The following is a 20,944-nucleotide window of genomic DNA, read 5'->3' on the forward strand; positions in this document are numbered from 1 at the left end:
TCGGGGAGGTCGGCGTGAGTGACCAGCGGATCACCGACCGCGCGTCGTTCATCCTGGCGGACAACCCCGGGATCATGACGCTCGACGGCACCAACACGTGGATCCTGCGCGAGCCGGGCGCCGCGCGCTCGGTCGTGGTCGACCCCGGTCCCGACATCGCCGAGCACGTCGAGGCGGTCGCCGCGGCGGCGGGCGAGGTGGCGCTCGTGCTGTTCACGCACCACCACTGGGACCACACCGATGCGCTCGCGTCGTTCGTGAAGGCCACGGGCGCGCCCACGCGCGCGATCTCGCCGGACTACACCCGCGAGGCCGACCCGCTGGTCGACGGCGAGCGGATCGAGGTCGACGGCCTGCAGATCGACGTCGTGGCCGCGCCGGGGCACACGCGCGACTCGGTGGCGTTCCTGCTGCCCCAGGACCGGGCGCTGCTCAGCGGCGACATGGTGCTGGGCCGCGGCACCACCGTGGTGGCACACCCCGACGGCGCCCTCGGGCCCTACCTCGACTCGATCCGGAAGTTCCGGGCGATCGTCGAGGAGGGCCGCGCCACCACGATCCTGCCCGCCCACGGTCCGGTCGTGGAGGACCCGGCGGCCGTCCTGGACTACTACCTGGCCCACCGCGAGGAGCGGCTCGAGCAGGTGCGCGCCGCCGTCGAGCGCGGCGCCACCACGGCGCGCGAGGTCGTCGAGCTGGTCTACGCCGACGTCGACCCGGTCCTGTGGGACGCCGCCGAGCTCTCGGTCCGCGCCCAGCTGGAGTACCTCGAGACGACCTGACCCGCGGACGGCGCGACGCGGGTCAGGCGATCTCGATGCGGTGGAGCAGCTCCTCCGCACCGGAGCCGGCCAACTCGGCGGCCGCGTCCGCGCGCCCGGCCATCGCCAGGGTGAGCGTCAGCAGCTCGCCGGTGACGAGGGGACCCGAGCCCACGTCGAAGGGCGCGTCGTCCGCCTTGAGCGACAGGCCGCGCACGAGCGTGCGGCTGTTGACCGCGAAGTCCTTCGTGGCGAAGAAGCGGGCGACCTCGAGAACCGCGGTCTGATCCGGCACGAGCTCGAGGCCGAGGGGCCGCACGATGTCCTGCGCGTGCACCACGACCTCGCCGAGCATGGCGACGTGGGCGCCGGCGGCGGCGGTGCGGCTGGCGACGAGTCCGCGGAAGGTCTCCAGCGTCTCGCCCGGCGTGGCGCCGCGATGACGGGCGATGAGGCGGTCGTTGTGCCGGTCCGGATCGAACCTCGAGCGGACGATGCTGCCGATCCACTGCCGCGTGGTGGTGCTGGCGGCGGCGCTCAGGTGGGCGACGACGTCCTCGACGGACCAGCGGGGGCACGCCGAGGTCGCCTCCCACTGCTCGGGGGTCAGCCGGTCGAGGATCTCGACCAGCCGGCGGCGTTCCCCGTGGCTGAGCTCCTGGACCGCTGCGGCGTCCACCAACTCAGCGCGAGCGGCGCTTGAGGCGCTCGAGGTCGAGGATGATGACCGAGCGGGGCTCGAGGCGCAGCCAGCCGCGCGAGGCGAAGTCGGCGAGCGCCTTGTTCACGGTCTCGCGGGAGGCGCCGACGAGCTGCGCCAGCTCCTCCTGGGTGAGGTCGTGGTTGACGTGGATGCCGTCGTCGGCCTCGCGGCCGAAGCGGGCGGCGAGGTCGAGCAGCGCCTTGGAGACGCGGCCCGGGACGTCGGAGAAGACGAGGTCGCCGACGACCTCGTTGGTGCGGCGCAGGCGGCCCGCCAGCTGGTTCAGCAGGGCGTAGGCCACGTCGGGGTGCGACTGCAGGACCGGGTTGAGCGCGCCGTGGCCGAGGCTGCGCAGCTCGGTGTCGGTGACGGCCGTGGCCGTGGCCGAGCGGGGGCCGGGATCGAAGAACGACAGCTCGCCGAACATCTGGCCCGGGCCCAGGATCGCGATGAGGTTCTCGCGGCCGTCGACCGAACGACGACCGAGCTTGATCTTGCCCTCGATGACGACGTAGAGCTGGTCGCCCTCGTCACCCTCGGCGAACAGGACCTCGCCACGGCGCAGCGTCACCGTGGACATGGAGGACTCGAGCGCGCCGGAGGCGTCGTCGTCGAGGCCGTTGAACAGAGGGGCTTGGCGCAGAACATCATCGGTCACAGCGCTAGTTTCCCACATGCAACCCAGATCACACCCACCTTGGGCCCGTGCGTGTGTGAAGAGTCCGGATACGGTGTTAACGTGCCAGCCGATTCGACGCCCCCGACGACACGTCCGGCGACGTCCCTCGTGCGGCGCGCACGCAAGATCAACCGGGTGCTCGCGCAGACGTACCCCGACGCCCGGTGCGAGCTCGACTTCGCCGATCCGTTCCAGCTGCTCGTCGCCACGGTGCTCTCCGCGCAGACCACGGACCGTCGCGTCAACGCGATCACGCCCACCCTCTTCGCCGCCTATCCCGACGCCGCGGCCCTGGCCGCCGCCGACCGCACGGCGGTCGAGGAGATCGTCCGGCCCACCGGCTTCTTCCGCGCCAAGACCGACAGCGTGCTGCGCCTCTCGGCCGCCCTCGTCGAGGACTTCGGCGGCGAGGTGCCGGGCCGGCTGAAGGACCTCGTGAGCCTGCCCGGCGTCGGCCGCAAGACCGCCAACGTCGTCCTGGGCAACGCGTTCGACGTCCCCGGCATCACCGTCGACACCCACTTCGCCCGCCTCGTGAAGCGCTGGGAGTGGGTGGACGAGGCCACCGCGAAGGACCCCGTCAAGACCGAGCACGCCGTCGGCGCCCTGTTCCCGAAGAGCGACTGGACCATGCTGTGCCACCACGTGATCTGGCACGGCCGCCGTCGCTGCCACGCGCGCACGCCCGCGTGCGGCGCCTGCCCCGTGGCGCAGTGGTGCCCCTCGTACGGCCTCGGGCCCACCGACCCCGAGGTCGCCGAGGCCCTCGTCACCACGCAGGGGCCGGCATGAGCGAGCGCCAGCGAGCGGCGATGAGGTGGGGAATGCCGGCACTGCCAGACTGTGCCCTTCCGAAGGCGGTGCCGGCATGACCGACGTTGCCGCGCTGCCCGAGTGGCTGCACCCGCTGGCCGAGATGCTGGACTCGGTCGAGGCCGAGCACCTCGCACCTCGCTTCCCGCACCCGCCGGCCGAGGCCCGCCCGGCGGCCGTGCTGATGCTCTTCTCCGACGGCGAGAACGGCCGCGAGCTGCTGCTCACCGAGCGCGCCGCCACCCTGCGCAGCCATGCGCGACAGATCTCGTTCCCCGGCGGCCGCCAGGACGCGACCGACCGCGACGCGGTCCACACCGCGCTGCGAGAGGCCGAGGAAGAGGTCGGGCTCGACCCCCGCGAGGTGATCGTGTTCGGCAGCCTGCCCACGCTGTGGCTGCCGCCGAGCAACCACGCCGTGACCCCGGTGCTGGGCTACTGGACGAGCCCGCGCACCCTGCACGCGCACAGCCCCGACGAGGTCGAGCGCGTCCTGCCGACCCCGCTCGACCTGCTGCTCGACCCCGAGCGCCGCTTCAGCGTCGTGCACCCCTCGGGCTGGACCGGGCCCGCCTTCGACATCGGCACGAACGTCCCGCTGTGGGGCTTCACCGCCGGCATCATCGCCCGACTGTTCGAGCGCCTCGGGTGGGAGCGCCCGTGGGACGCCTCCCGGACCCGACCCATCCCGGAGTGAGCATGAACTGGCTCGACATCGTCCTGGTCGTGACGTTCATCGTCTACGCCTACGCGGGGTGGGTGCACGGCTTCGTCTCCAACGTGTTCTCCGGCGGCGGCCTTCTGCTGGGCTTCCTGCTCGGCATCGCGCTCGCGCCGAAGTTCTTCGCCCAGGGCGAGGGCGACCCACTCAAGGCCGTCATGTCGATCGTCTTCGTCTTCGTCATCGCGGGGATCGGTAACTTCCTGGGGACGTTGATCGGGCGGTCGCTGCGGATCGGTCGCGGGCCCGGGCGGGCGATCGACGCCGTGTTCGGTGCGGCGTTCGGCACCGTCGTCGTGATGGCGGCCTCGTGGGCGCTCGGCTACGCGGTGAGCGCCTCCACGCTGCCCTACGTCAGCTCGGCCGTGCGCGACTCCACCGTGCTGGCGCGGGTCGACACGCTCATGCCCGAGCGGGCCGGCGCGGCGCTGCGGTCGTTCACCGACACCCTCACCGGCGACGTGTTCCCGCGGTACCTGGACCCGTTCGAGACCGAGATCATCCCGCAGACGGATCCGCCGGACCAGGACACGCTCGCGCTGAAGTCGGTCCGCGACGCCCGCGGCAGCGTCGTGCGGATCCTCGGCGAGGCCGAGTGCCGCCGCACGATCGAGGGCTCGGGCTTCGTCATCGCGCCCGAGCGGGTCATGACGAACGCGCACGTGATCGCCGGCGTCTCCCGTCCCACCGTCACGCTGGGCGACCGCCGCCTCGACGCCCGTCCCGTGTGGTTCGACGCCGAGCTCGACCTGGCCGTCGTCGACGTGCCGGGTCTCGACGGCGACCCGCTCCGCTTCGACACCGGGGCGCAGCAGGGCGATCCGGCGGCCGTCCTCGGCTTCCCCGAGAACGGTCCCTTCGACGCCCGCGCGGCGCGCGTGCGTGGCCGGCTCGACCTGCGCGGCCCCGACATCTACGGCCAGGGGCGCGTCTCGCGCGACGTCTTCTCGATCCGCTCGCTGGTGCGCTCGGGCAACTCCGGTGGCCCGCTGATCTCGGCCGACGGCGACGTCATCGGCGTCATCTTCGCGGCCTCGGTGTCCGACGCCGAGACCGGCTACGCGGTCACGGCCGCCGAGACCGTGCCGGTCGCCACCGCGGCCCTGCGCGCGAACCGCACCGTCTCCACGGGAGGCTGCGCCTGATGCGCGCGCTGGCCGCCGCGCTGCTGTGGTGCGTCGCCACCGTGGCCACCTTCGTCGCGATCGGCGCCGGCTGGAGCGCCACGCACCTGCAGAGCGAGGACGGGTTCGTCGACCTCACGTCCCGGGTGGGCGACGACCGCGAGGTGCAGGAGCGGGCGGCCGACCTCGCGGGCGAGGCGTTCGCCGACCAGACCGGCCTGCCCATCGCCCTGCACGACCGCATCGCAGCGGGCGTCAGCGACGCCATCGTGCGCCTCACCGAGTCGCCCGACTGGAGCGAGGCGTGGCGCGAGACGACGCGCAGCGCTCATCAGGAGCTCTTCGCCGAGCCGACCCCCACGTCCGTCCGCGCCGACGTCGCGCCGCTGGTGCGCCTCGCCCTGGGCGAGGTCGACCTGCCGATCCCCCTGACCGGCCCGGAAGAGCTCGTGGTCACCCTCAGCGAGGAGGACCCGAGCGATCTCGTGGCCGCGGCCGAGCGCTCGCCCGGGCTCGCGGTGGTCGCCGCCGCCGTGGCGCTGGGCGCCGCGCTGCTCGCCCTCGTCGTGTCGCGGCGCCGCTCCACCACGCTCGCCGCCCTGGGCGTCGGCGTGGTGCTGGCGGCCGCCGCGTGGTGGGTCATCGGGCGGGAGGGCGTGCCGCGCGTCGTCGAGCAGCAGTCGACCGGGACGGCTTCCGGCCGCGAGCTCAACCACGTGCTGACGGCACGCATCGTGGAGTCGCTCGACACCACCCTGCTGTGGGTGGCGGTCGCCGGAGCGGTGATCGCCGCGGTGGGGCTGGTCAGCTCCGCGCGACGGTCTTGACGCGGGTGCCGGCGGGGCCGCCGGGCTTGAGCGCCGACGGGATCTGACGGGCGGTACCGATCGACTTCTCGGGGGCGCGCACCTTCTTGAAGCGGCTCCAGGCGATCAGCACGAGCACCACGGCGAGCAGCAGGTAGAAGCCCGTCACGATCAGGAACGCCCACGCGGGGTGCAGACCGGTCATCGTCAGGAAGTACGCGATCGTGACCGACCCGAGGATGAGCACCAGCAGCAGCAGGAACGCGGCGACGGCCACGAGCGCGATGCCCAGGCCACCCGCCTTCACGCTGACGCGCAGCTCCGACTTCGCCAGCGCGATCTCGTGCTGGACGATCGAGGAGAGATCGCGGGTCACATCTGCGACGAGTCGTCCGATCGTGGGGTCGTCCGTGGGCTTCGTCATGGTGCGAGCGTACCCAAGTCGGGGCGCGGCAGCCCGTCGTGACCGCCGCACCCCCGACCCGGGGTCACTCCTGGTCGGCCGCGGGCTTCTTCAGGCCGGCCGTGATGAGGTCCATCACCGACGAGTCGGCCAGCGTGGTCGCGTCGCCGACCTCGCGGTTCTCGGCCACGTCGCGCAGCAGGCGACGCATGATCTTGCCGGAGCGCGTCTTGGGCAGCTCGGGCACGACCATGATCTGGCGCGGCTTGGCGATCGGGCCGATCTCCTTCGCGACGTGGTTGCGCAGCGCGACGATCGCCTCCTCGGTGCCGCCCGCCTCACCCGCCGACTCGCGCAGGATCACGAACGCCACGACCGCCTGGCCGGTGGTGTCGTCGGCGGCGCCGACCACGGCCGCCTCGGCGACGGTGGGGTGCGAGACCAGCGCGGACTCGATCTCGGTGGTGGACAGGCGGTGGCCCGAGACGTTCATGACGTCGTCCACGCGGCCGAGCAGCCAGATCGCGCCGTCGGAGTCCTTCTTGGCGCCGTCACCGGCGAAGTACATGTCCTTGAAGCGCGACCAGTACGTGTCCTTGAAGCGCTGGTCGTCGCCCCAGATCGTGCGCAGCATCGACGGCCACGGCTCGGTGAGGACCAGGTAGCCGCCCTCGCCGTTGCCCACGGGCTGGCCCTCGTCGTTCACGACCTCGGCGCTGATGCCCGGCAGCGGGCCCATGGCGGAGCCCGGCTTCGCGGTGGTGACGCCCGGCAGCGGGCTGAGCATGTGCGCGCCGGTCTCGGTCTGCCACCAGGTGTCGACGATCGGGGTGCGGTCGCCGCCGATGTTCGTGCGGTACCAGACGTAGGCCTCGGGGTTGATGGACTCGCCGACCGAACCGAGGATGCGCAGCGTGGACAGGTCGTACTGCGCGGGGATGTCGTCGCCCCACTTCATGAACGTGCGGATCGCGGTGGGCGCGGTGTAGAAGAGCGTGACCTTCTTGTCCTGGATGATCTCCCACCAGCGGCCCTTGTGCGGGCTGTCGGGCGTGCCCTCGTAGAGCACCTGCGTGGCGCCCTCGGCCGTGGGCCCGTAGACGATGTACGAGTGGCCGGTGACCCAGCCGACGTCGGCCGTGCACCAGAAGACGTCGGTGTCGCGCTTGTGGTCGAAGACGGCGTTGAACGTGTAGGCGCACTGCGTGAGGTAGCCACCGCTGGTGTGCAGGATGCCCTTGGGCTTGCCCGTGGTGCCGGACGTGTACATGACGTAGAGCGGGTGCTCGGCGTCGAACGCCTCGGGCGTGTGCTCGGGCGAGGCGCTGTCGACGACGTCGTGCCACCAGACGTCGCGGCCCTCGGTGACCTCGGTGTCCTGCTCCGTGCGGCGCACGACCAGCACGTGCTCCACGGGGCTCCGGTCGCCGAGCTTGACGAGGGCCTCGTCGACGGCGGGCTTGAGCGCCGACGGGTTGCCGCGGCGGTAGCCGCCGTCGGCGGTGATGACGAGCTTGGCCTCGCAGTCCTCCACGCGGCTGGCGAGGGCGTCGGAGCTGAAGCCGCCGAAGACGACGGTGTGCGGGGCGCCCAGGCGCGCGCAGGCCAGCATCGCGATGACGGCCTCGGGGATCATCGGCAGGTAGATCGCGACCCGGTCGCCGGCCTCGATGCCGAGCTCGGTGATCGCGTTGGCGGCCTTGCTGACCTCGTCCTTGAGCTGGGAGTAGGTGATGTCGCGGGTGTCGCCGGGCTCGCCGACGAAGTGGAAGGCCACCTTGTCGCCGCGGCCCTCCTCGACGTGGCGGTCCACGCAGTTGTAGGCGACGTTGAGCCTGCCGCCGACGAACCACTTCGCGAACGGCGGGTTGGACCAGTCGAGCACCTCGGTGAAGGGGGTGTCCCAGGTCAGGCGCTCGGCCTGCTCCGCCCAGAAGCCGAGCCGGTCGGAGGCGGCGCGGTCGTAGGCCTCGGCGGTGACGTTGGCGTGCGCCGCCAGGTCGGACGGCGGCTCGAAGCTGCGGTCCTCGTTCGCGAGGTTGTCGATGCCGGTCTGAGTCACGGGTGGGCCTCCTGGCGGGTTCGGGGGTGTCGCAGGTCACAACTGGTGACGACTTTACGGTGCCCCACCGACTCGGGTGTGCGCCAGCGCACACCGACGAGCGGCGGGTGCGCTGCGACGAACGGCGCGAGGGTGACCGATTCCCCGGTCAGTCGAGCCAGCGGGTGAGCTCGGCCGCGAGGCCGTCGTCCTCGACGGAGCCGGTGACGTGGTCGGCGACCTGCTTGAGCTCGTCGGGCGCCTGGCCCATGGCGACGCCGCGGCCCGCCCAGCGGACCATCTCGACGTCGTTGCTGCCGTCGCCGACGGCGAGCACGTCGGCCGCGGTGACGCCCATCGACGCGCACACGACCTCGAGGCCCGAGGCCTTCGAGACGCCCTCGGGCGCGAGGTCGAGCCATGCGGTGTAGCCGATGTAGTAGTTCGTGCCGTCGAGGCCGAGGTCCTCCACGAGCGCGGAGAACTCGTCGCGGTCGTGGTCGGGCGCGCGGACCACGACACGGGTGACGGGCTGCGAGACCATCCGGTTGACCTCGTCGAGGATGATCTCGCCGGTGATCTCGCCCTTGGGGAACGCACGGTTCACGCGGTAGCCGACCCCGACCTCCTCCACCGCCACGAGTGCCTCGGGCACCCGCTCGAGCACGCGCTTGACCGCCTCGCTGGCGTCGAACGTGGTGGTGTGGACGACCTCGAACGGGTCGACGTTGAAGACGACCGAGCCGTTGCTGGCCACGCCGAGCCCCTCGCGGAAGCCGAGCTTCTCCAGCACGTCGTACACGCCCGGCACGGCGCGGCCCGTGGCGATGACGACGGGGATCCCCTGCTCGCGCAGGCCCAGCACGGCGTCGCGCACGGCAGGGCTCAGCGTGTTGCGGTGGTCGACGATCGTGCCGTCGACGTCGAGGGCGACGAGCCGGGGACGCCAGCTCACGCGGACGCCTGACCGAGGGGTCGCAGCACCTCACCGAGGTACGGGTGCAGCGCGGCGGGCAGACGCACCGAGCCGTCCTCCTGCTGGCCGTTCTCGAGCAGCGCGACGATCGTGCGCGTCATGGCGCAGAGCGTGCCGTTGAGGGTGGCGACGTGGCTGGTGCCGTCGTCCGCGGCGCCGCGCGTGCGGACGTCGAGGCGGCGGGCCTGGAACTCGGTGCAGTTCGAGGCCGACGAGAGCTCGCGGTACTTGCCCTGCGTGGGGATCCACGCCTCGCAGTCGAACTTGCGCACGGCCGAGAGGCCGAGGTCGCCCGCGGCCACGTCGATGACGCGGAACGGCAGCTCCAGCTTCTGCAGCCAGGCCTTCTCCCAGCCCAGCAGGCGCTCGTGCTCGGCGGCGGCCTGGTCGAGCGTCGTGTAGACGAACATCTCGACCTTGTCGAACCAGTGCACGCGGAAGATGCCGCGGGTGTCCTTGCCGTACGAGCCGGCCTCGCGGCGGAAGCACGGGCTGAAGGCGGCGTAGCGGCGCGGCAGCGACTCGGTGGGGAGGATCTCGCCACCGTGGTAGGCCGCGAGGGGCACCTCGGACGTGCCGACGAGGTACAGGTCGTCCTTCTCCAGGTGGTAGACGTCGTCGGCCGCCTGACCGAGGAAGCCGGTGCCGTCCATCGCCTGCGGCTTGACCAGCGCGGGCGGGATCATCGGCGTGAAGCCCCACTCGGCGGCGGTCGACATCGCCAGCTGCACGAGCGCGAGCTCGAGCTGGGCGCCCACGCCGGTGAGGTAGTAGAAGCGCGAGCCGCTGACCTTCGCCCCCCGCTCCATGTCGATGGCGCCGAGCATCTCGCCGAGCTCGAGGTGGTCGCGCGGCTCGAAGCCCTCGGCCGCGAAGTCGCGCGGCGTGCCGACCTCCTCGAGCACGACGAAGTCGTCCTCGCCGCCGGGAGGCGCGTCGACCGTGGGGTTCGGGAGGGTCTTGAGGAGCTCCTCGAACGCCTGGGCGGTGGCGCCCTGCGCCGCCTCGGAGGTCTTGACCTCGGCGCTGAGGTCCTTCGTGCGGGCGAGCAGCGCCTGCTTCTCCTCGCCCTGCGCCTTCGGGATCTGCTTGCCGAGCTGCTTCTGCTCCGCGCGCACCGCCTCGAACCGCACGATGGCGGCGCGACGGGCCTCGTCGGCCGCGATCAGCTCGTCGACGACCTCGGGCGACTCGCCGCGGCGCTCCTGAGCGGCACGCAGCAGGTCGGGTTCGTCACGCAACAGTCGAGGATCGATCACCCCGCCAGCCTAGCGAGGCGTGACCGGCCGACGTGTCGCGGCGCGGTTACGCTGGGGCAGCCCCATTCCGGACGAGAGGACTGTTGTGACGATCGACCTGCGCCGTGCCGACGGTGACCGGCCGCTCATCCCGAACGCTCTCCTGGCGGTCGAGTGCGTCCTGTTCCTCACCCTGGCCGTGCTCGTGTCGATGCGCTGGCAGCCCCTGATGGACCTCGACCAGTCGGTCGCGGAGTGGGCGTACGACGTGTCCGAGCCGCGTGCGTGGCTCGTCAGCCTGCTCGACATCACCGCGATCGTGACCAGCAACTGGTCGGTCGGGATCGTCCTGGCGGTGCTGGCCGGGCTGCTGTGGTGGCGCCAGGAGCGCATCCTCGCGCTGTGGGTCGTCGCGTCCGGCGTCGTGGTGCTGGGCGGGAACGCCCTGATCAAGCTGGCCGTCCGCCGCGAGCGGCCGGTGTGGGACCTTCCGCTGCACGAGATCGGCGGCTGGTCGTTCCCGAGCGGCCACTCGGCCGGCGCGGGCCTGTTCTTCACCGTCATGGCGCTGCTGACGATCGTGGCCACCGGCCGCGGCCTGCGGCGCCGGCTGCTGCTGACCCTGTGGGTCGTCCTCACGCTGCTGGTGGCCGCCGACCGCGTGTTCCTCGGTGTGCACTTCCTCAGCGACGTCACCGCGGGCGTGTGCTTCGGCAGCGCCGTCACGCTGATCCTGTGGCACGTCATGGTGCGCGGCAGCGGCCGCCTGCCGTCCGACCTCGCCGTCGTCACGGGCTCCGGTCGACGTCGCGCCGCGGTGGTCCTCAATCCCGTCAAGGTCGGCGACGTCGAGGACTTCAAGGCCAAGGTGCGCCAGGTCGGCGCCTCGCACGGCTGGGACGAGCCGCAGTGGTTCGAGACCACGATCGAGGACCCGGGCCACGGTCAGACCCGCGCGGCGCTGGACGCCGACGTCGACCTGGTCATCGCCGCGGGCGGCGACGGCACGGTGCGCGCGGTGTGCGAGGAGGCCACCCGCTCGGGTGTCGCCGTCGGCGTGCTGCCCCACGGCACCGGCAACCTGCTGGCGCGCAACCTCGACATCCCCGTGAACACCCGCGACGCGCTCGACGTGGTGTTCGGCGGCCAGGACCGCGCGATCGACCTCGCCACCTTCACGACCGACGGCGGCACCGAGACGTCCTTCCTGGTGATGGCGGGCCTGGGCATGGACGCGATGATCATGACCGGCGTCAACGAGGACCTGAAGAAGCGCGTCGGCTACCTCGCGTACTTCGTCTCGGGCGTCAAGGCCATCACCTTCCCGCGCACCAAGGTCGAGATCACCCTCGACGACGAGGAGCCGCGCCACTTCCGCGCGCGCACCGTCGTCATCGGCAACGTGGGCTTCCTGCAGGGCGGCATCCCGCTGCTGCCCGACGCGCAGATCGACGACGGCCTGCTCGACGTGGTCATCGTCGCGCCGAAGCGCTTCATCGGCTGGCTGTCGATCGTGGCCCGCGTCATCACGCGCCGCAAGACCAACGACGCCCGCCTCACCCGGCTGTGCGCGCAGCGCGTGCACGTGAAGGCCGAGAAGCCCGTGCCGATGCAGCTCGACGGCGACCCGGCCGGCGAGGGCCGCGAGATCACCGCCGAGGTGCACCCCGGCGTGGTGCTCGTGCGCGTGCCGGCGACGCTGGCGCCCGCCGAGTGACGCTCAGCTGCCGGGGACGATGGCGGTGATGACCGTGCCGTCGGCGCGGCGGCGTCCCGAGACCGACGGCGGCGTGCCCTCGATCTGCGGTCCCTGACCCTCGAGCGGCACCACGACGGGCTCGCCCGGCCGCACGGTCACCGTGCGCTTGCGGACGAAGAACTGCGGGTCGACCACCCGGCCGCGGGCGTCGGGCAGCTGGTCCTCGACGACGAGCTCGAGCTGGTCGCGGCGCACCGTGACGCGCACGCGGGTGCCGTGCACCGTGACGCGGTAGACCAGCTCGTCCCAGTCGTCGGGCAGCCGCGGGTCGATCGTGAACTCGCCCTGGTGGTCGCGGAACCCGCCGAAGCCTCCGGCCAGCACGCTCCAGACACCGCCGGTCGAGGCGACGTGGACGCCGTCGGTGGCGTTCTTGTGCCGGTCGGCGAGGTCGACGAACAGCGCGCCGAGGAAGTAGCGGTACGCGAGGTCGCGGTAGCCCACCTCGGCCGCGATGATCGACTGGACCACGGCCGAGAGCGTGGAGTCGCCCGTCGTGATCGGGTCGTAGTACTCGAAGTTCGCGCGCTTCTGCTCCGCCGTGAAGTGGTTGCCCTGCAGGTACAGCGCCAGCACGACGTCGGCCTGCTTGATCACCTGGAAGCGGTAGATCACCAGCGGGTGGTAGTTCAGCAGCAGCGGCCGCTTGTCCAGCGGCGTGTGGTCGAGGTCCCAGACCTCGCGCTCGAGGAAGTGCTGGTCCTGCGGGTGCACGCCGAGCGCCTCGTCGTAGGGGATCGCCATGTTGCGGGCGGCGCGCTCCCAGTCGGTGATCTCGTGCTCCTGGAGCGCCAGGCGGGTGACCATCCGGCGGTGGGCGTCAGGAGCGCGCTTCTCCAACTGCTTCACCGCGAGCGCGGCGGCGCTCAGGTTGAACCGGGCCATGACGTTCGTGAAGAGGTTGTCGTTGACGACGGTCGTGTACTCGTCGGGTCCGGTGACGCCGTGGATGTGGAACGTGCCCACCTCCTCGTCGCGCCAGAAGCCGAGGTCCACCCACATCCGCGCCGTCTCGACGAGGATGTCGATGCCCTGGCGGATCATGAAGTCCTCGTCGTCGGTGGCGAGGTAGTACTGCGTCACGGCATACGCGATGTCCGCATCGATGTGGTACTGCGCGGTGCCCGCGGCGTAGAAGGCCGAGGCCTCCTCGCCGTTGATCGTGCGCCACGGGAACAGCGCGCCCGACTGCGACATCTCACGAGCGCGCTTGCGTCCGGCCTCGAGGAGGCTGTGCCGGAACCGCAGGGCGTTCCGGGCATGGTCGGGATTCGTGTAGGTCAGGAACGGCAGGACGTAGACCTCGGTGTCCCAGAAGTAGTGGCCGCTGTAGCCCGACCCCGTGACGCCCTTGGCGGGGATGCCGGCGCCCTCGGCGCGGGCGCTGGCCTGGGCCACCTGGAACAGGTTCCAGCGGATCGCCTGCTGGATGCTGTCGTGCCCGGGCACCTCGACGTCGGAGCGCTCCCAGAACTCGGCGAGCCAGGCGACCTGCGCCTCGCGCTGGTGGGCGACGCCCTCGGAGCAGGCGCGGTCGAGGGTGCGGCGGCAGCGGTCGACGAGCTCGCGCACCGGGACGCCGCGCGACGTGTGGTACGAGACCAGCTTCGTCAGGCGGACCTTCTGGCCGGGCTCGGCGTTGATCCGGTAGGTCACCTTCGCAAGGTCGTCCTCGACCTGCACGCGGGTCGTGTACTCGTTGTCGGTCTCGAGGATGTGCTCGGCCGCCACGGCCAGGGTCATGCCGCTGTCGGCGCACCGGAAGCCCAGCTCGACGCGGCCCTGGTCGGCGTCGCCCCACTGGTGCTTGGGCTCGAGCACGCGGCGGTCGAATCCGTCGGACTTACGGGGGTCGTGTCCCTCGCCCATCGCCTTGGAGCGGACGTGGTACTCGTCCTCGCCGTCCTGGCGGTTGAGGATCTGCGACGAGATCGCGATCGGCGCGTGGTCGTCGACCATCTCCACCTCGAACTCGAGCACCGCGAGGTGGCGCTCGGCGAACGAGACCATGCGGTTGGCCACGACGCGCACGAGCTTGTTCGAAGGAGTGCGCCACAGGATCTCGCGGCGCAGGACGCCGTCGCGGAAGTCGATCGAGCGCTCGTACTCGAGCAGGTCGGCCACGCTCAGCAGCAGCGGCTCGTCGTCGACGTAGAGGCGGATGACCTTCGCGTCGGGGGCGTTGACGATCGTCTGGCCGACGCGGGCGAAGCCGTAGGCCTCCTCGGCGTGGTGGATCCGCCACGTCTCGTGGAAGCCGTTGATGAACGTGCCGTGGGTGTGCGAGTCGCGGCCCTCGGTGACGTTGCCGCGCATGCCCAGGTAGCCGTTGCCCACTGCGAACAGCGTCTCGGTGACGCCGAGGTCGGTCTGGTCGGGGTGCGTCTCCACCAGCCGCCACGGATCGGCGGGCCAGCGGTCGCGGTCCAGGAAGTCCTCCGCCAGCGGCGCCTCGTGCGAGCTCATGCCAGCAGCTCCGCGAGATCCGAGACCACCACGTCGGCACCGTTCTCGCGCAGGACGTCGGCGCCCGCACCGCGGTCGACGCCGACGACGAGGCCGAAGTCGCCCGCCGCGCCGGCCTGGACACCCGAGACGGCGTCCTCCAGCACGACAGAGCGCTGCGTGGGCACACCGAGGCGCTCGGCCGCGGCGGCGTAGGTGTCGGGCTCCGGCTTGCCGGCGATCTGCTCGCTCGCGGCGACCTCGCCGTCGATGATCACCTCGAAGCGCTCGGTGAGGCCCGCGGCCTCGAGCACGAGCTTCGCGTTGCGCGAGCTGGAGACCAGCGCGGCCTTGACGCCACGCTCCTCCAGCGCGTCGAGCAGCCGCACCGAGCCGGGGTAGGCCTCGACGCCCTCGGTGCGCAGCACCTCGGAGAAGTAGTCGTTCTTGCGGTTGCCGAGCGCGCAGACGGTCTCGGCGGCGGGATCGTCCGACGGGTCGCCGTACGGCAGGTCGATGCCGCGGGACTCCAAGAACGACCGGACGCCCTCGTACCGTGGCTTGCCGTCGACGTACGCGAAGTAGTCGGCGTCGGTGTAGGGGTCGGCGTCGGGGTGACCGGCCAGGAAGTCCGTGAACATCCGGCCCCAGGCCATCTCGTGGACCTCGGCGGTGGGCGTGATCACTCCGTCGAGGTCGAACAACGCGGCGTCGTAGTCGTTCCAGTCCACGCAATCAGCCTAGGGGCTCGGTGCCGGTGACCACGAACCCCGTGACCGACGGCACGTCGATCGTGGCTGCCGTGTCAGCGGATGGTGACCTGTCGGCTGACCAGGTCGCGGCGTGCGGTGCGCTCGGCCGCGGACAGCTCGGCCGTCTGCGCCTTCGCCTCGTCGAGCGAGGCGACGAACGCCGGGAGGGCCGCGTCGAGCTCCTCGGCCCCGACGCCCTCCAGCTCCCAGACCGGGACCAGCAGGCCGTGCGCGCGGAAGATGCCGATGAGCGTGGTGCCCTCGGTGATCGCGTCGGTGCCCGCGGCGCGCAGCCGCGCGAACGCGTCGAGCAGCGGGCCCTCCTCGTCGAGCATGATCCAGCGCAGGAACGCGTGGTCGCCCATGTCGGTGACGTAGGCCGAGTCGGTCGCGGTGAGGCGCGTGGTGGGCGCGACGGTGGCGTTGGCCTCCTCGAGCGCGGACGCGGCGGCGGACGAGCCGCGGTCCTCCTCGACGAGCCACCAGTCGAAGCCGTCGTGCAGCTCGAGCTCGAACGACGCGTCGGGCGCGATGAGGTCCTGCAGGCGGTCGCCGACACCGGGAGGCGTCATCCGGATCGGGGTGCCGGGCTCGGTGTCCCGCGCCACCTCGATGACGTGCGCGAGGTCGCGGCTGATGTCGCCGTGGTTGTGCAGCACCTGCAGGGCCACCCAGATCTCGCCGTCAGGACGGACCAGGCCCGCGCCGGCACCGGGGAGCAGCGAGCAGACGCGGACGGTGCCGCCGTCGCGCAGGCCCACCACGGCGGTGGCCGACGGGACGAACTCGCGCATCGCGACCCAGTCGCCCTCGGCGGGGAGTCCTTCGAAGGTGCGCGCCACGAACGGCATGCGCTGCTTGGCCGGCTTGGTACGCCTCGACTTCTTGCCCATGGCCGACACGGTATCCGTCGGCTGCCGACGGCGGTCGCTCAGGCCAGCGTGAGCTCGGCACGCACGCACGTGCCTTCGCTGAGGTCGACCGACCACTTGTCGGCGACCCGGCTGATGATCGAGAGGCCGCGGCCGCCGAGGGAGTCCTCGTCGAAGGGGCGCGGCACCATGTCGACGCCGTGGCCGGAGTCGCGGACGCTGAGGAGGAGGTGCCCCTCCTCGATGGCCCAGCCGATCTCCATCGTGCCGTCCTGGTCGGGGGTGCCGTGCGCGACGGCGTTGGCGATCATCTCGCTCAGCACGATCAACGCGTTGTCGATCGCGGCGAGGTCGGTGCGGTTGCGGGTGAGGAAGGCCGCGAGCTTGGTCCTGGCGATGCCCGGGGTGGAGGACTCGAAGGGCAGTCGCACGAGGTCGCGGCTCTGCACCATGTGTCCCTCCTCTCTCGCAGCCGGCGGTCGCTCCGCACGCATCACGGGGCGCGCGAATGGGCGCCACGCAGCCATGACTAGTAACAATTAACCATTCAACTCTCCCGGTTTCAAGACCCACAGGAGGTCCCCCGCCCCATGAGTGACTCCGGTCTGCCCCAGGTGTCCGTGTCCGAGGTGCCCGACCCGCTGCCCGAGGACTGGGTCGTGCTGGACGTCCGCGAGCCCTTCGAATGGGAGGCGGGACACATCGACGGGGCGGTCCACGTCCCGCTCGGGCAGCTGCCCCTGCAGGTGGAGCGGCTGGATCCGCAACGCCCGATGCTGGTGGTCTGCCACCTCGGGCAGCGATCAGCGCACGCGACGGCGTGGCTGACCTCGATGGGTCACCACGCGGTGAACCTCGAGGGCGGGATGGACGCGTGGGAGGCTGCCGGGCGCCCGGTGGTGTCGTAGCGGCTCAGCGTCCCCAGACGCCCGGGTCGCCCGGGTAGGACGGCGCGTTCGGCGGCACGAGCGACTGCGGTGGCACCGGAGCGGCAGGCTGGACCGGGGCTGCCGGGATCGGCGCGTGGTCCGACGGGCCGGGCACGTACGGCGGCGGGGGCACGACGACGTAGGCGGGAGCGGGAGCGGGTGCCGGCAGCGGCGGGCGCCGGCGCTGCAGTCCGCGGCGCCGCGCCGAGAGCTCGACGAGCCCCCAGAAGACCAGGCACATGACCGTGGACGGGACGACCTCGTTCCACATGCCCGCGCCCTCGCCGCTGGAGTCGATCAGGCCGAGGACGTCGAGGGTCAGCAGCACCATGTTGTTCGCGACGTGCAGCGCGACCGCGGCCTCGAGGCCACCGGTGCGGATCGTGATCAGGGCCGCGACCACGCCGAAGAGGAAGACCGAGACCAGGCCCCAGATGTTGTAGAGGTGCCCGGCCGCGAACAGCAGACTGGTGGCGATCACCGGGACGGCCGCGAATCGCGTCCACGACCCGATCAGCTGCATCAGCGCGCCGCGGAACACGTACTCCTCGGCGGCGGCCTGGAACGGGACGACCAGCAGCACGATGAGCAGCACGAGCAGCGCTCGGCCGCCGGGGGCGTCGAAGCCGAGGGACTCGCCCGACGCGGCGGCCAGGACGATCGAGAGGCCCAGCGCGGTGCCGACGACGACGAAGGCCAGGACCGCGCACCAGCCCAGCCAGCGCCAGCGCACGTGACCCACCACCGAGTGGAGGTAGCCCACGTGGCGGCGCCAGATCACCGCGACGGACACCAGGACGCACGGCAGCAGCAGGACGATCGAGAGCAGCTGGAACAGCAGGGCGCCCGGCTCGTCGGTGTCGACGGTGGCGCCGATCGAGTCCAGCCACGCGTCGAAGCTGGCGCCGCTGCCCACCACGACCAGGGCGGCGACGACGACCAGGACGATCGTGAGCGCCAGGTAGAGACCGGTGCCCGCGACGGCCGCGACCGGCAGCCGCCAGTGGGCGAAGTCGGGTGACTCGCGGGCGAGCCGGTGGTACGGCGTCGAGGTGGTCATCGCCGCATCCTCACACACGACGCGCGACGCCCCCGGCCCTGTGTCCACAGGGGCGGGGGCGTCGGAACGCGCAAGGAATTACTTCGCGGACTTGGCGGCAGCCTTGAGGCGCGAGCCGGCGCTGACCTTCACGCCCTTGCCGGCGGGGATGTCGATGGTCTCACCAGTGGCGGGGTTGCGACCCGTGCGGGCGGCGCGCTCGACGAGCTCGACCGAGAGAACACCCGGGATCGAGATCTTCTCGCCCTTGGCGACCGAGTCGATGACGAGCTCGGCGAAGGCGGTGACGAACTCGTCGACGTCCTTCTTGGTGCTGCCGGTCTTGTTGGCCAGCTCGGCCACGAGATCGTTGCGGGAAAGTGCCACGATTCTGCTCCTGAAATGGATGAAATGGGTACGCGTGCAGTCTAGGGAGCACGCGGAGGGGTCCGCCTCCCGGGGGCCCCCGGCGTGTCGCGAGATTTCAGTCCCAATCGGGTGCGGGGAGGTCCACGAGGGCCTCGATCGCGGCCAGGTAGGTCGCCCGCGGGACCTCGCGGACGCCCAGCGTGGCCAGGTGCGGGGTCTGCCACTGGGTGTCGATCAGCCAGTCCGGCAGGACCGACATCCGCTCGACCAGCCCGACCAGCGCGGCCTTCGACGCGTCGGTGCGGCGGTGGAACATGGATTCGCCCGCGAACAGAGCGCCGATCCCGACTCCGTAGAGCCCGCCGACCAGCCGTCCTTCCTCGTCGCGGGTCTCGACGCTGTGCGCGTGGCCGAGCTCGAAGAGCCGCACGTACGCGCGGCGGATCGAGGCGTCGATCCAGGCCCCGGGACGGCGCGGGTCGGCGCACGCGTCGATGACGGCCTCGAAGTCGGTGTCGACGGTGATCGTGAACGACCGCATCGAGCGCCGCAGCGACCGCGAGACCCTCAGGTCGCCCGGGCCGAGCACGCCGCGCTGCGTCGGCGACCACCACAGCAGCCGGCGGCGGTCGGGCATCGGGAACGCGCCGCGGCGGTACGCCTCGAAGAGCGTGGAGGGCTCGAGGTCGGCGCCGGAGGCGACGCAGTCGTCGTCGGGCCACTCCGCGGGCTCGAACGCCCAGGGCGAGGGCGGCAGGGGGACCGGCGTCATGCGTCCAGCATGGAGGCCAGGTGGTGCTCGACCGCGCTCCCCCACTCGGCGACCTCGGCGGCGGTGGCGGTCAGCAGGGCCCGGTGCCACGTGACGGCCCGGTTCACCGCGTGCGTGAAGCCGGTGGCGCGCCACAGCCGGTCGAACTCCTCGGGCTCGACCTCCCAGACCTCGCGCCACGCGGGGACGACGTCGGCCCAGGCCACGTCGTCGGACGACGTGACCACGCCGTAGGGGACGCAGAGCAGCTCGACCGCGTGGGCCCACATGCCGTCGCCGAGGTCGAACAGGGCGACGTGGCCGTCGGTGCCGTAGAGGTTCCACGGGTGCAGGTCGCCGTGCTGCCACGTGGAGGGCACGGTGGACTCCGCGAGCTCGGCGCAGGCGTCCACGAGCTCGGAGCGCCGCGAGCGCAGCGCCTCGATCGTGCCCGGCGCGACGTGCGGACCCTCCTCGGCCGGCGTCTGCTCGTGGATCTCGAGCATGCGGTCGAAGCGGTCGACGACGGTCTCCGGCGCCGCGTCGGGCAGTCCGGTGGCGAGCAGCTCCTCGCGGTGGTCGACGAGCGCCCGCTGGACCCGCGCGGCCTCGGCGACCGCGAGCCGCCAGTCCTGCGCGGTGGGCGTGCGCTGGTCGCCGACCGTGGGGCCGTGGTCGCGGGTGAGCATCCAGCCCTGCTCGGCGTCGATCGCGAGCGGCTCCTGGACGGCGCCGGGCACGAGCCTGGCCATCTCCTGCTGCAGCGCCGGCTCGAACGCCATCGCCGGGCACGTGGCCTTGAACCACACGAGTCCGGCGTCGGTCGGCACGGTGAGCTGGGTCGACCAGGCGCGGATGCGCGGCTGCTCGCTCGGGCCCGTGACCGCGATGCCGTGACGCGCGAGCGCCTCCGCGGTCCACTCCTCGGCGAGGGCGCGCCACTGGGGAGTCGCCACCTGCGTCGAGAACGGCTCCTGCGCCATGGGCCCACCCTAGGGGGCCCGGGGCCGTTGCGCGTGCGGCGAACGAGCGCATTCGCGCCGTCTTCCTATGCTTGCGGCATGGGAATGAAGGACCGGATCGCGAAGGAGGCGGGCACCCGGGTGGTGCCCTCCGTGGCCTCGGGCTACGTCCGCACGGTCCTCGACAAGGCCATCGACGGCATCGGGCCGCTGCGCCCCGTCGTGGAGACGGCCGGGGCCAAGCTCGCCGCGAACGCCGGTGACGTGGAGAAGGCCGTCGCCTCGCTCGTCCGCTCGCACACGAGCCTCGCGGGCCTGCAGGGGTTCGTCACGAACCTCGGCGGCGTCGCACTGGCGCCCGCCACGGTCCCGGCCAACGTCGTCGGCGTCACGATCGTGCAGTGCCACCTCGTCGCGAGCATCGCCCACCTGCGCGGCTACGACATCGAGGACCCGCGCGTGCGCAACGCCGTGCTCGCGGTGATGCTCGGCGAGGACACGGTCAAGGAGATGATCAAGAAGCGCACGCTGCCCTCGTCGCCGATGGCGCTCGCGACCTCCCCGGTGCACGACCCCGTGCTCGACGACCGCATCGCCAAGGAGGTCACCGGCGAGCTGGTCGGCCGCACGATCGGCCGCCGCGCGCTGATGCTGGCCGGCAAGAAGATCCCGCTGCTCGGAGGCGCGGTCGGCGCCGGTGCCGACGGCTTCGGCACCTGGCAGGTCGGCCGCTACGCACAGTCCGAGCTCAAGGACCGCCGCCTCCGTCGCCGCTGACCTCCGCCCGTCCCGAGATTTGCT

22 protein-coding genes are annotated in these 20,944 nt (G+C 71.9%); 8 read left to right on the forward strand and 14 right to left on the reverse strand.

The annotated features are described in order from the left end of the window. Window positions 1-14 precede the first annotated feature (14 nt). Window positions 15-782 (forward strand): MBL fold metallo-hydrolase, encoded by a 768-nt coding sequence (locus ACGWYL_RS05500; protein WP_269304313.1) that lies wholly within the window; start codon window positions 15-17, stop codon window positions 780-782. Between the two features lie 22 nt (window positions 783-804). Here ACGWYL_RS05500 and ACGWYL_RS05505 read toward each other — a convergent pair whose 3' ends face one another. Then, complete coding sequence (locus ACGWYL_RS05505; protein ID WP_395486634.1) at window positions 805-1,440, reverse strand: maleylpyruvate isomerase family mycothiol-dependent enzyme; 636 nt, start codon at window positions 1,438-1,440, stop codon at window positions 805-807. A 4-nt stretch (window positions 1,441-1,444) separates the two neighbouring features. Further along, window positions 1,445-2,122 carry a Crp/Fnr family transcriptional regulator gene (locus ACGWYL_RS05510; protein ID WP_269304316.1) on the reverse strand — a complete coding sequence of 226 codons (678 nt, stop codon included), beginning with the start codon at window positions 2,120-2,122 and terminating at the stop codon, window positions 1,445-1,447. An 81-nt stretch (window positions 2,123-2,203) separates the two neighbouring features. On the opposite strand from ACGWYL_RS05510, the gene nth reads away from it, so the two are divergent. From nth to ACGWYL_RS05530, 4 genes are all read left to right on the forward strand, one after another. Beyond that, entirely contained in the window at window positions 2,204-2,935 is a 732-nt protein-coding gene (gene nth, locus ACGWYL_RS05515) for an endonuclease III (RefSeq protein ID WP_395486635.1), read from the forward strand. A 76-nt stretch (window positions 2,936-3,011) separates the two neighbouring features. Then, window positions 3,012-3,653 (forward strand): CoA pyrophosphatase, encoded by a 642-nt coding sequence (locus tag ACGWYL_RS05520; protein WP_179427515.1) that lies wholly within the window; start codon window positions 3,012-3,014, stop codon window positions 3,651-3,653. Window positions 3,654-3,655: 2 nt separating this feature from the next. Continuing rightward, complete coding sequence (locus ACGWYL_RS05525; protein WP_395486636.1) at window positions 3,656-4,822, forward strand: MarP family serine protease; 1,167 nt, start codon at window positions 3,656-3,658, stop codon at window positions 4,820-4,822. Then, window positions 4,822-5,628, forward strand: coding sequence for a hypothetical protein (locus tag ACGWYL_RS05530; RefSeq protein WP_269304322.1), 807 nt, complete (start codon window positions 4,822-4,824; stop codon window positions 5,626-5,628). Before ACGWYL_RS05525 ends, ACGWYL_RS05530 begins: the two co-directional genes overlap by 1 nt. Here the strand turns inward: ACGWYL_RS05530 and ACGWYL_RS05535 are convergent. The 4 genes from ACGWYL_RS05535 to serS form a co-directional block, all read right to left on the reverse strand. Continuing rightward, window positions 5,606-6,031 carry a phage holin family protein gene (locus ACGWYL_RS05535; RefSeq protein WP_179427509.1) on the reverse strand — a complete coding sequence of 142 codons (426 nt, stop codon included), beginning with the start codon at window positions 6,029-6,031 and terminating at the stop codon, window positions 5,606-5,608. The genes ACGWYL_RS05530 and ACGWYL_RS05535 overlap by 23 nt on opposite strands. A gap of 64 nt (window positions 6,032-6,095) precedes the next feature. Then, on the reverse strand, window positions 6,096-8,072 hold the full coding sequence (acs, locus tag ACGWYL_RS05540; protein WP_179427507.1) for an acetate--CoA ligase: 1,977 nt from the start codon (window positions 8,070-8,072) through the stop codon (window positions 6,096-6,098). A 148-nt stretch (window positions 8,073-8,220) separates the two neighbouring features. Then, the gene (locus ACGWYL_RS05545; protein WP_179427505.1) at window positions 8,221-9,006 is read right to left on the reverse strand and encodes an HAD family hydrolase; all 786 of its coding nucleotides are present in this window, start codon (window positions 9,004-9,006) and stop codon (window positions 8,221-8,223) included. Further along, entirely contained in the window at window positions 9,003-10,286 is a 1,284-nt protein-coding gene (serS, locus tag ACGWYL_RS05550; RefSeq protein WP_179427503.1) for a serine--tRNA ligase, read from the reverse strand. The genes ACGWYL_RS05545 and serS overlap by 4 nt, the downstream gene beginning before the upstream one ends. Before the next feature lie 85 nt (window positions 10,287-10,371). On the opposite strand from serS, the gene ACGWYL_RS05555 reads away from it, so the two are divergent. Beyond that, window positions 10,372-11,982, forward strand: a complete 1,611-nt coding sequence (locus tag ACGWYL_RS05555) for a YegS/Rv2252/BmrU family lipid kinase (protein WP_395486637.1) — start codon at window positions 10,372-10,374, stop codon at window positions 11,980-11,982. A 3-nt stretch (window positions 11,983-11,985) separates the two neighbouring features. Here ACGWYL_RS05555 and ACGWYL_RS05560 read toward each other — a convergent pair whose 3' ends face one another. The 4 genes from ACGWYL_RS05560 to ACGWYL_RS05575 all read right to left on the reverse strand — a co-directional run bounded on the left by ACGWYL_RS05560 (window position 11,986) and on the right by ACGWYL_RS05575 (window position 16,545). After that, a complete protein-coding gene (locus ACGWYL_RS05560) occupies window positions 11,986-14,490 on the reverse strand; it encodes a glycoside hydrolase family 65 protein (RefSeq protein ID WP_179427499.1) in 2,505 nt (834 codons plus the stop codon). Further along, on the reverse strand, window positions 14,487-15,200 hold the full coding sequence (locus ACGWYL_RS05565; RefSeq protein WP_269304331.1) for an HAD family phosphatase: 714 nt from the start codon (window positions 15,198-15,200) through the stop codon (window positions 14,487-14,489). The genes ACGWYL_RS05560 and ACGWYL_RS05565 overlap by 4 nt, the downstream gene beginning before the upstream one ends. Window positions 15,201-15,274: 74 nt before the next feature. Then, window positions 15,275-16,114 (reverse strand): DUF5926 family protein, encoded by an 840-nt coding sequence (locus tag ACGWYL_RS05570; RefSeq protein WP_179427495.1) that lies wholly within the window; start codon window positions 16,112-16,114, stop codon window positions 15,275-15,277. A 38-nt stretch (window positions 16,115-16,152) separates the two neighbouring features. After that, entirely contained in the window at window positions 16,153-16,545 is a 393-nt protein-coding gene (locus ACGWYL_RS05575) for an ATP-binding protein (RefSeq protein WP_179427493.1), read from the reverse strand. Between the two features lie 138 nt (window positions 16,546-16,683). On the opposite strand from ACGWYL_RS05575, the gene ACGWYL_RS05580 reads away from it, so the two are divergent. Next, window positions 16,684-17,001, forward strand: a complete 318-nt coding sequence (locus ACGWYL_RS05580) for a rhodanese-like domain-containing protein (RefSeq protein ID WP_269304334.1) — start codon at window positions 16,684-16,686, stop codon at window positions 16,999-17,001. A 4-nt stretch (window positions 17,002-17,005) separates the two neighbouring features. On the opposite strand, the gene ACGWYL_RS05585 is transcribed toward ACGWYL_RS05580, so the two are convergent. The 4 genes from ACGWYL_RS05585 to ACGWYL_RS05600 all read right to left on the reverse strand — a co-directional run bounded on the left by ACGWYL_RS05585 (window position 17,006) and on the right by ACGWYL_RS05600 (window position 20,164). Continuing rightward, the gene (locus ACGWYL_RS05585; protein ID WP_395486638.1) at window positions 17,006-18,082 is read right to left on the reverse strand and encodes a lysostaphin resistance A-like protein; all 1,077 of its coding nucleotides are present in this window, start codon (window positions 18,080-18,082) and stop codon (window positions 17,006-17,008) included. A 78-nt stretch (window positions 18,083-18,160) separates the two neighbouring features. Then, entirely contained in the window at window positions 18,161-18,448 is a 288-nt protein-coding gene (locus ACGWYL_RS05590) for an HU family DNA-binding protein (RefSeq protein WP_179427488.1), read from the reverse strand. A gap of 97 nt (window positions 18,449-18,545) precedes the next feature. Beyond that, window positions 18,546-19,202 carry a leucyl/phenylalanyl-tRNA--protein transferase gene (gene aat, locus ACGWYL_RS05595; RefSeq protein ID WP_179427486.1) on the reverse strand — a complete coding sequence of 219 codons (657 nt, stop codon included), beginning with the start codon at window positions 19,200-19,202 and terminating at the stop codon, window positions 18,546-18,548. Beyond that, window positions 19,199-20,164 carry a phosphotransferase gene (locus tag ACGWYL_RS05600; protein ID WP_395486639.1) on the reverse strand — a complete coding sequence of 322 codons (966 nt, stop codon included), beginning with the start codon at window positions 20,162-20,164 and terminating at the stop codon, window positions 19,199-19,201. The genes aat and ACGWYL_RS05600 overlap by 4 nt, the downstream gene beginning before the upstream one ends. A gap of 78 nt (window positions 20,165-20,242) precedes the next feature. Between ACGWYL_RS05600 and ACGWYL_RS05605 the strand changes: the two genes are divergently transcribed. Then, on the forward strand, window positions 20,243-20,920 hold the full coding sequence (locus ACGWYL_RS05605; RefSeq protein WP_179427482.1) for an EcsC family protein: 678 nt from the start codon (window positions 20,243-20,245) through the stop codon (window positions 20,918-20,920). The last annotated feature ends 24 nt before the right edge of the window (window positions 20,921-20,944 follow it).

Origin of the sequence: Aeromicrobium sp. JJY06, from assembly GCF_044069275.1 — a bacterium.
Lineage (GTDB): Bacteria > Actinomycetota > Actinomycetes > Propionibacteriales > Nocardioidaceae > Aeromicrobium > Aeromicrobium tamlense.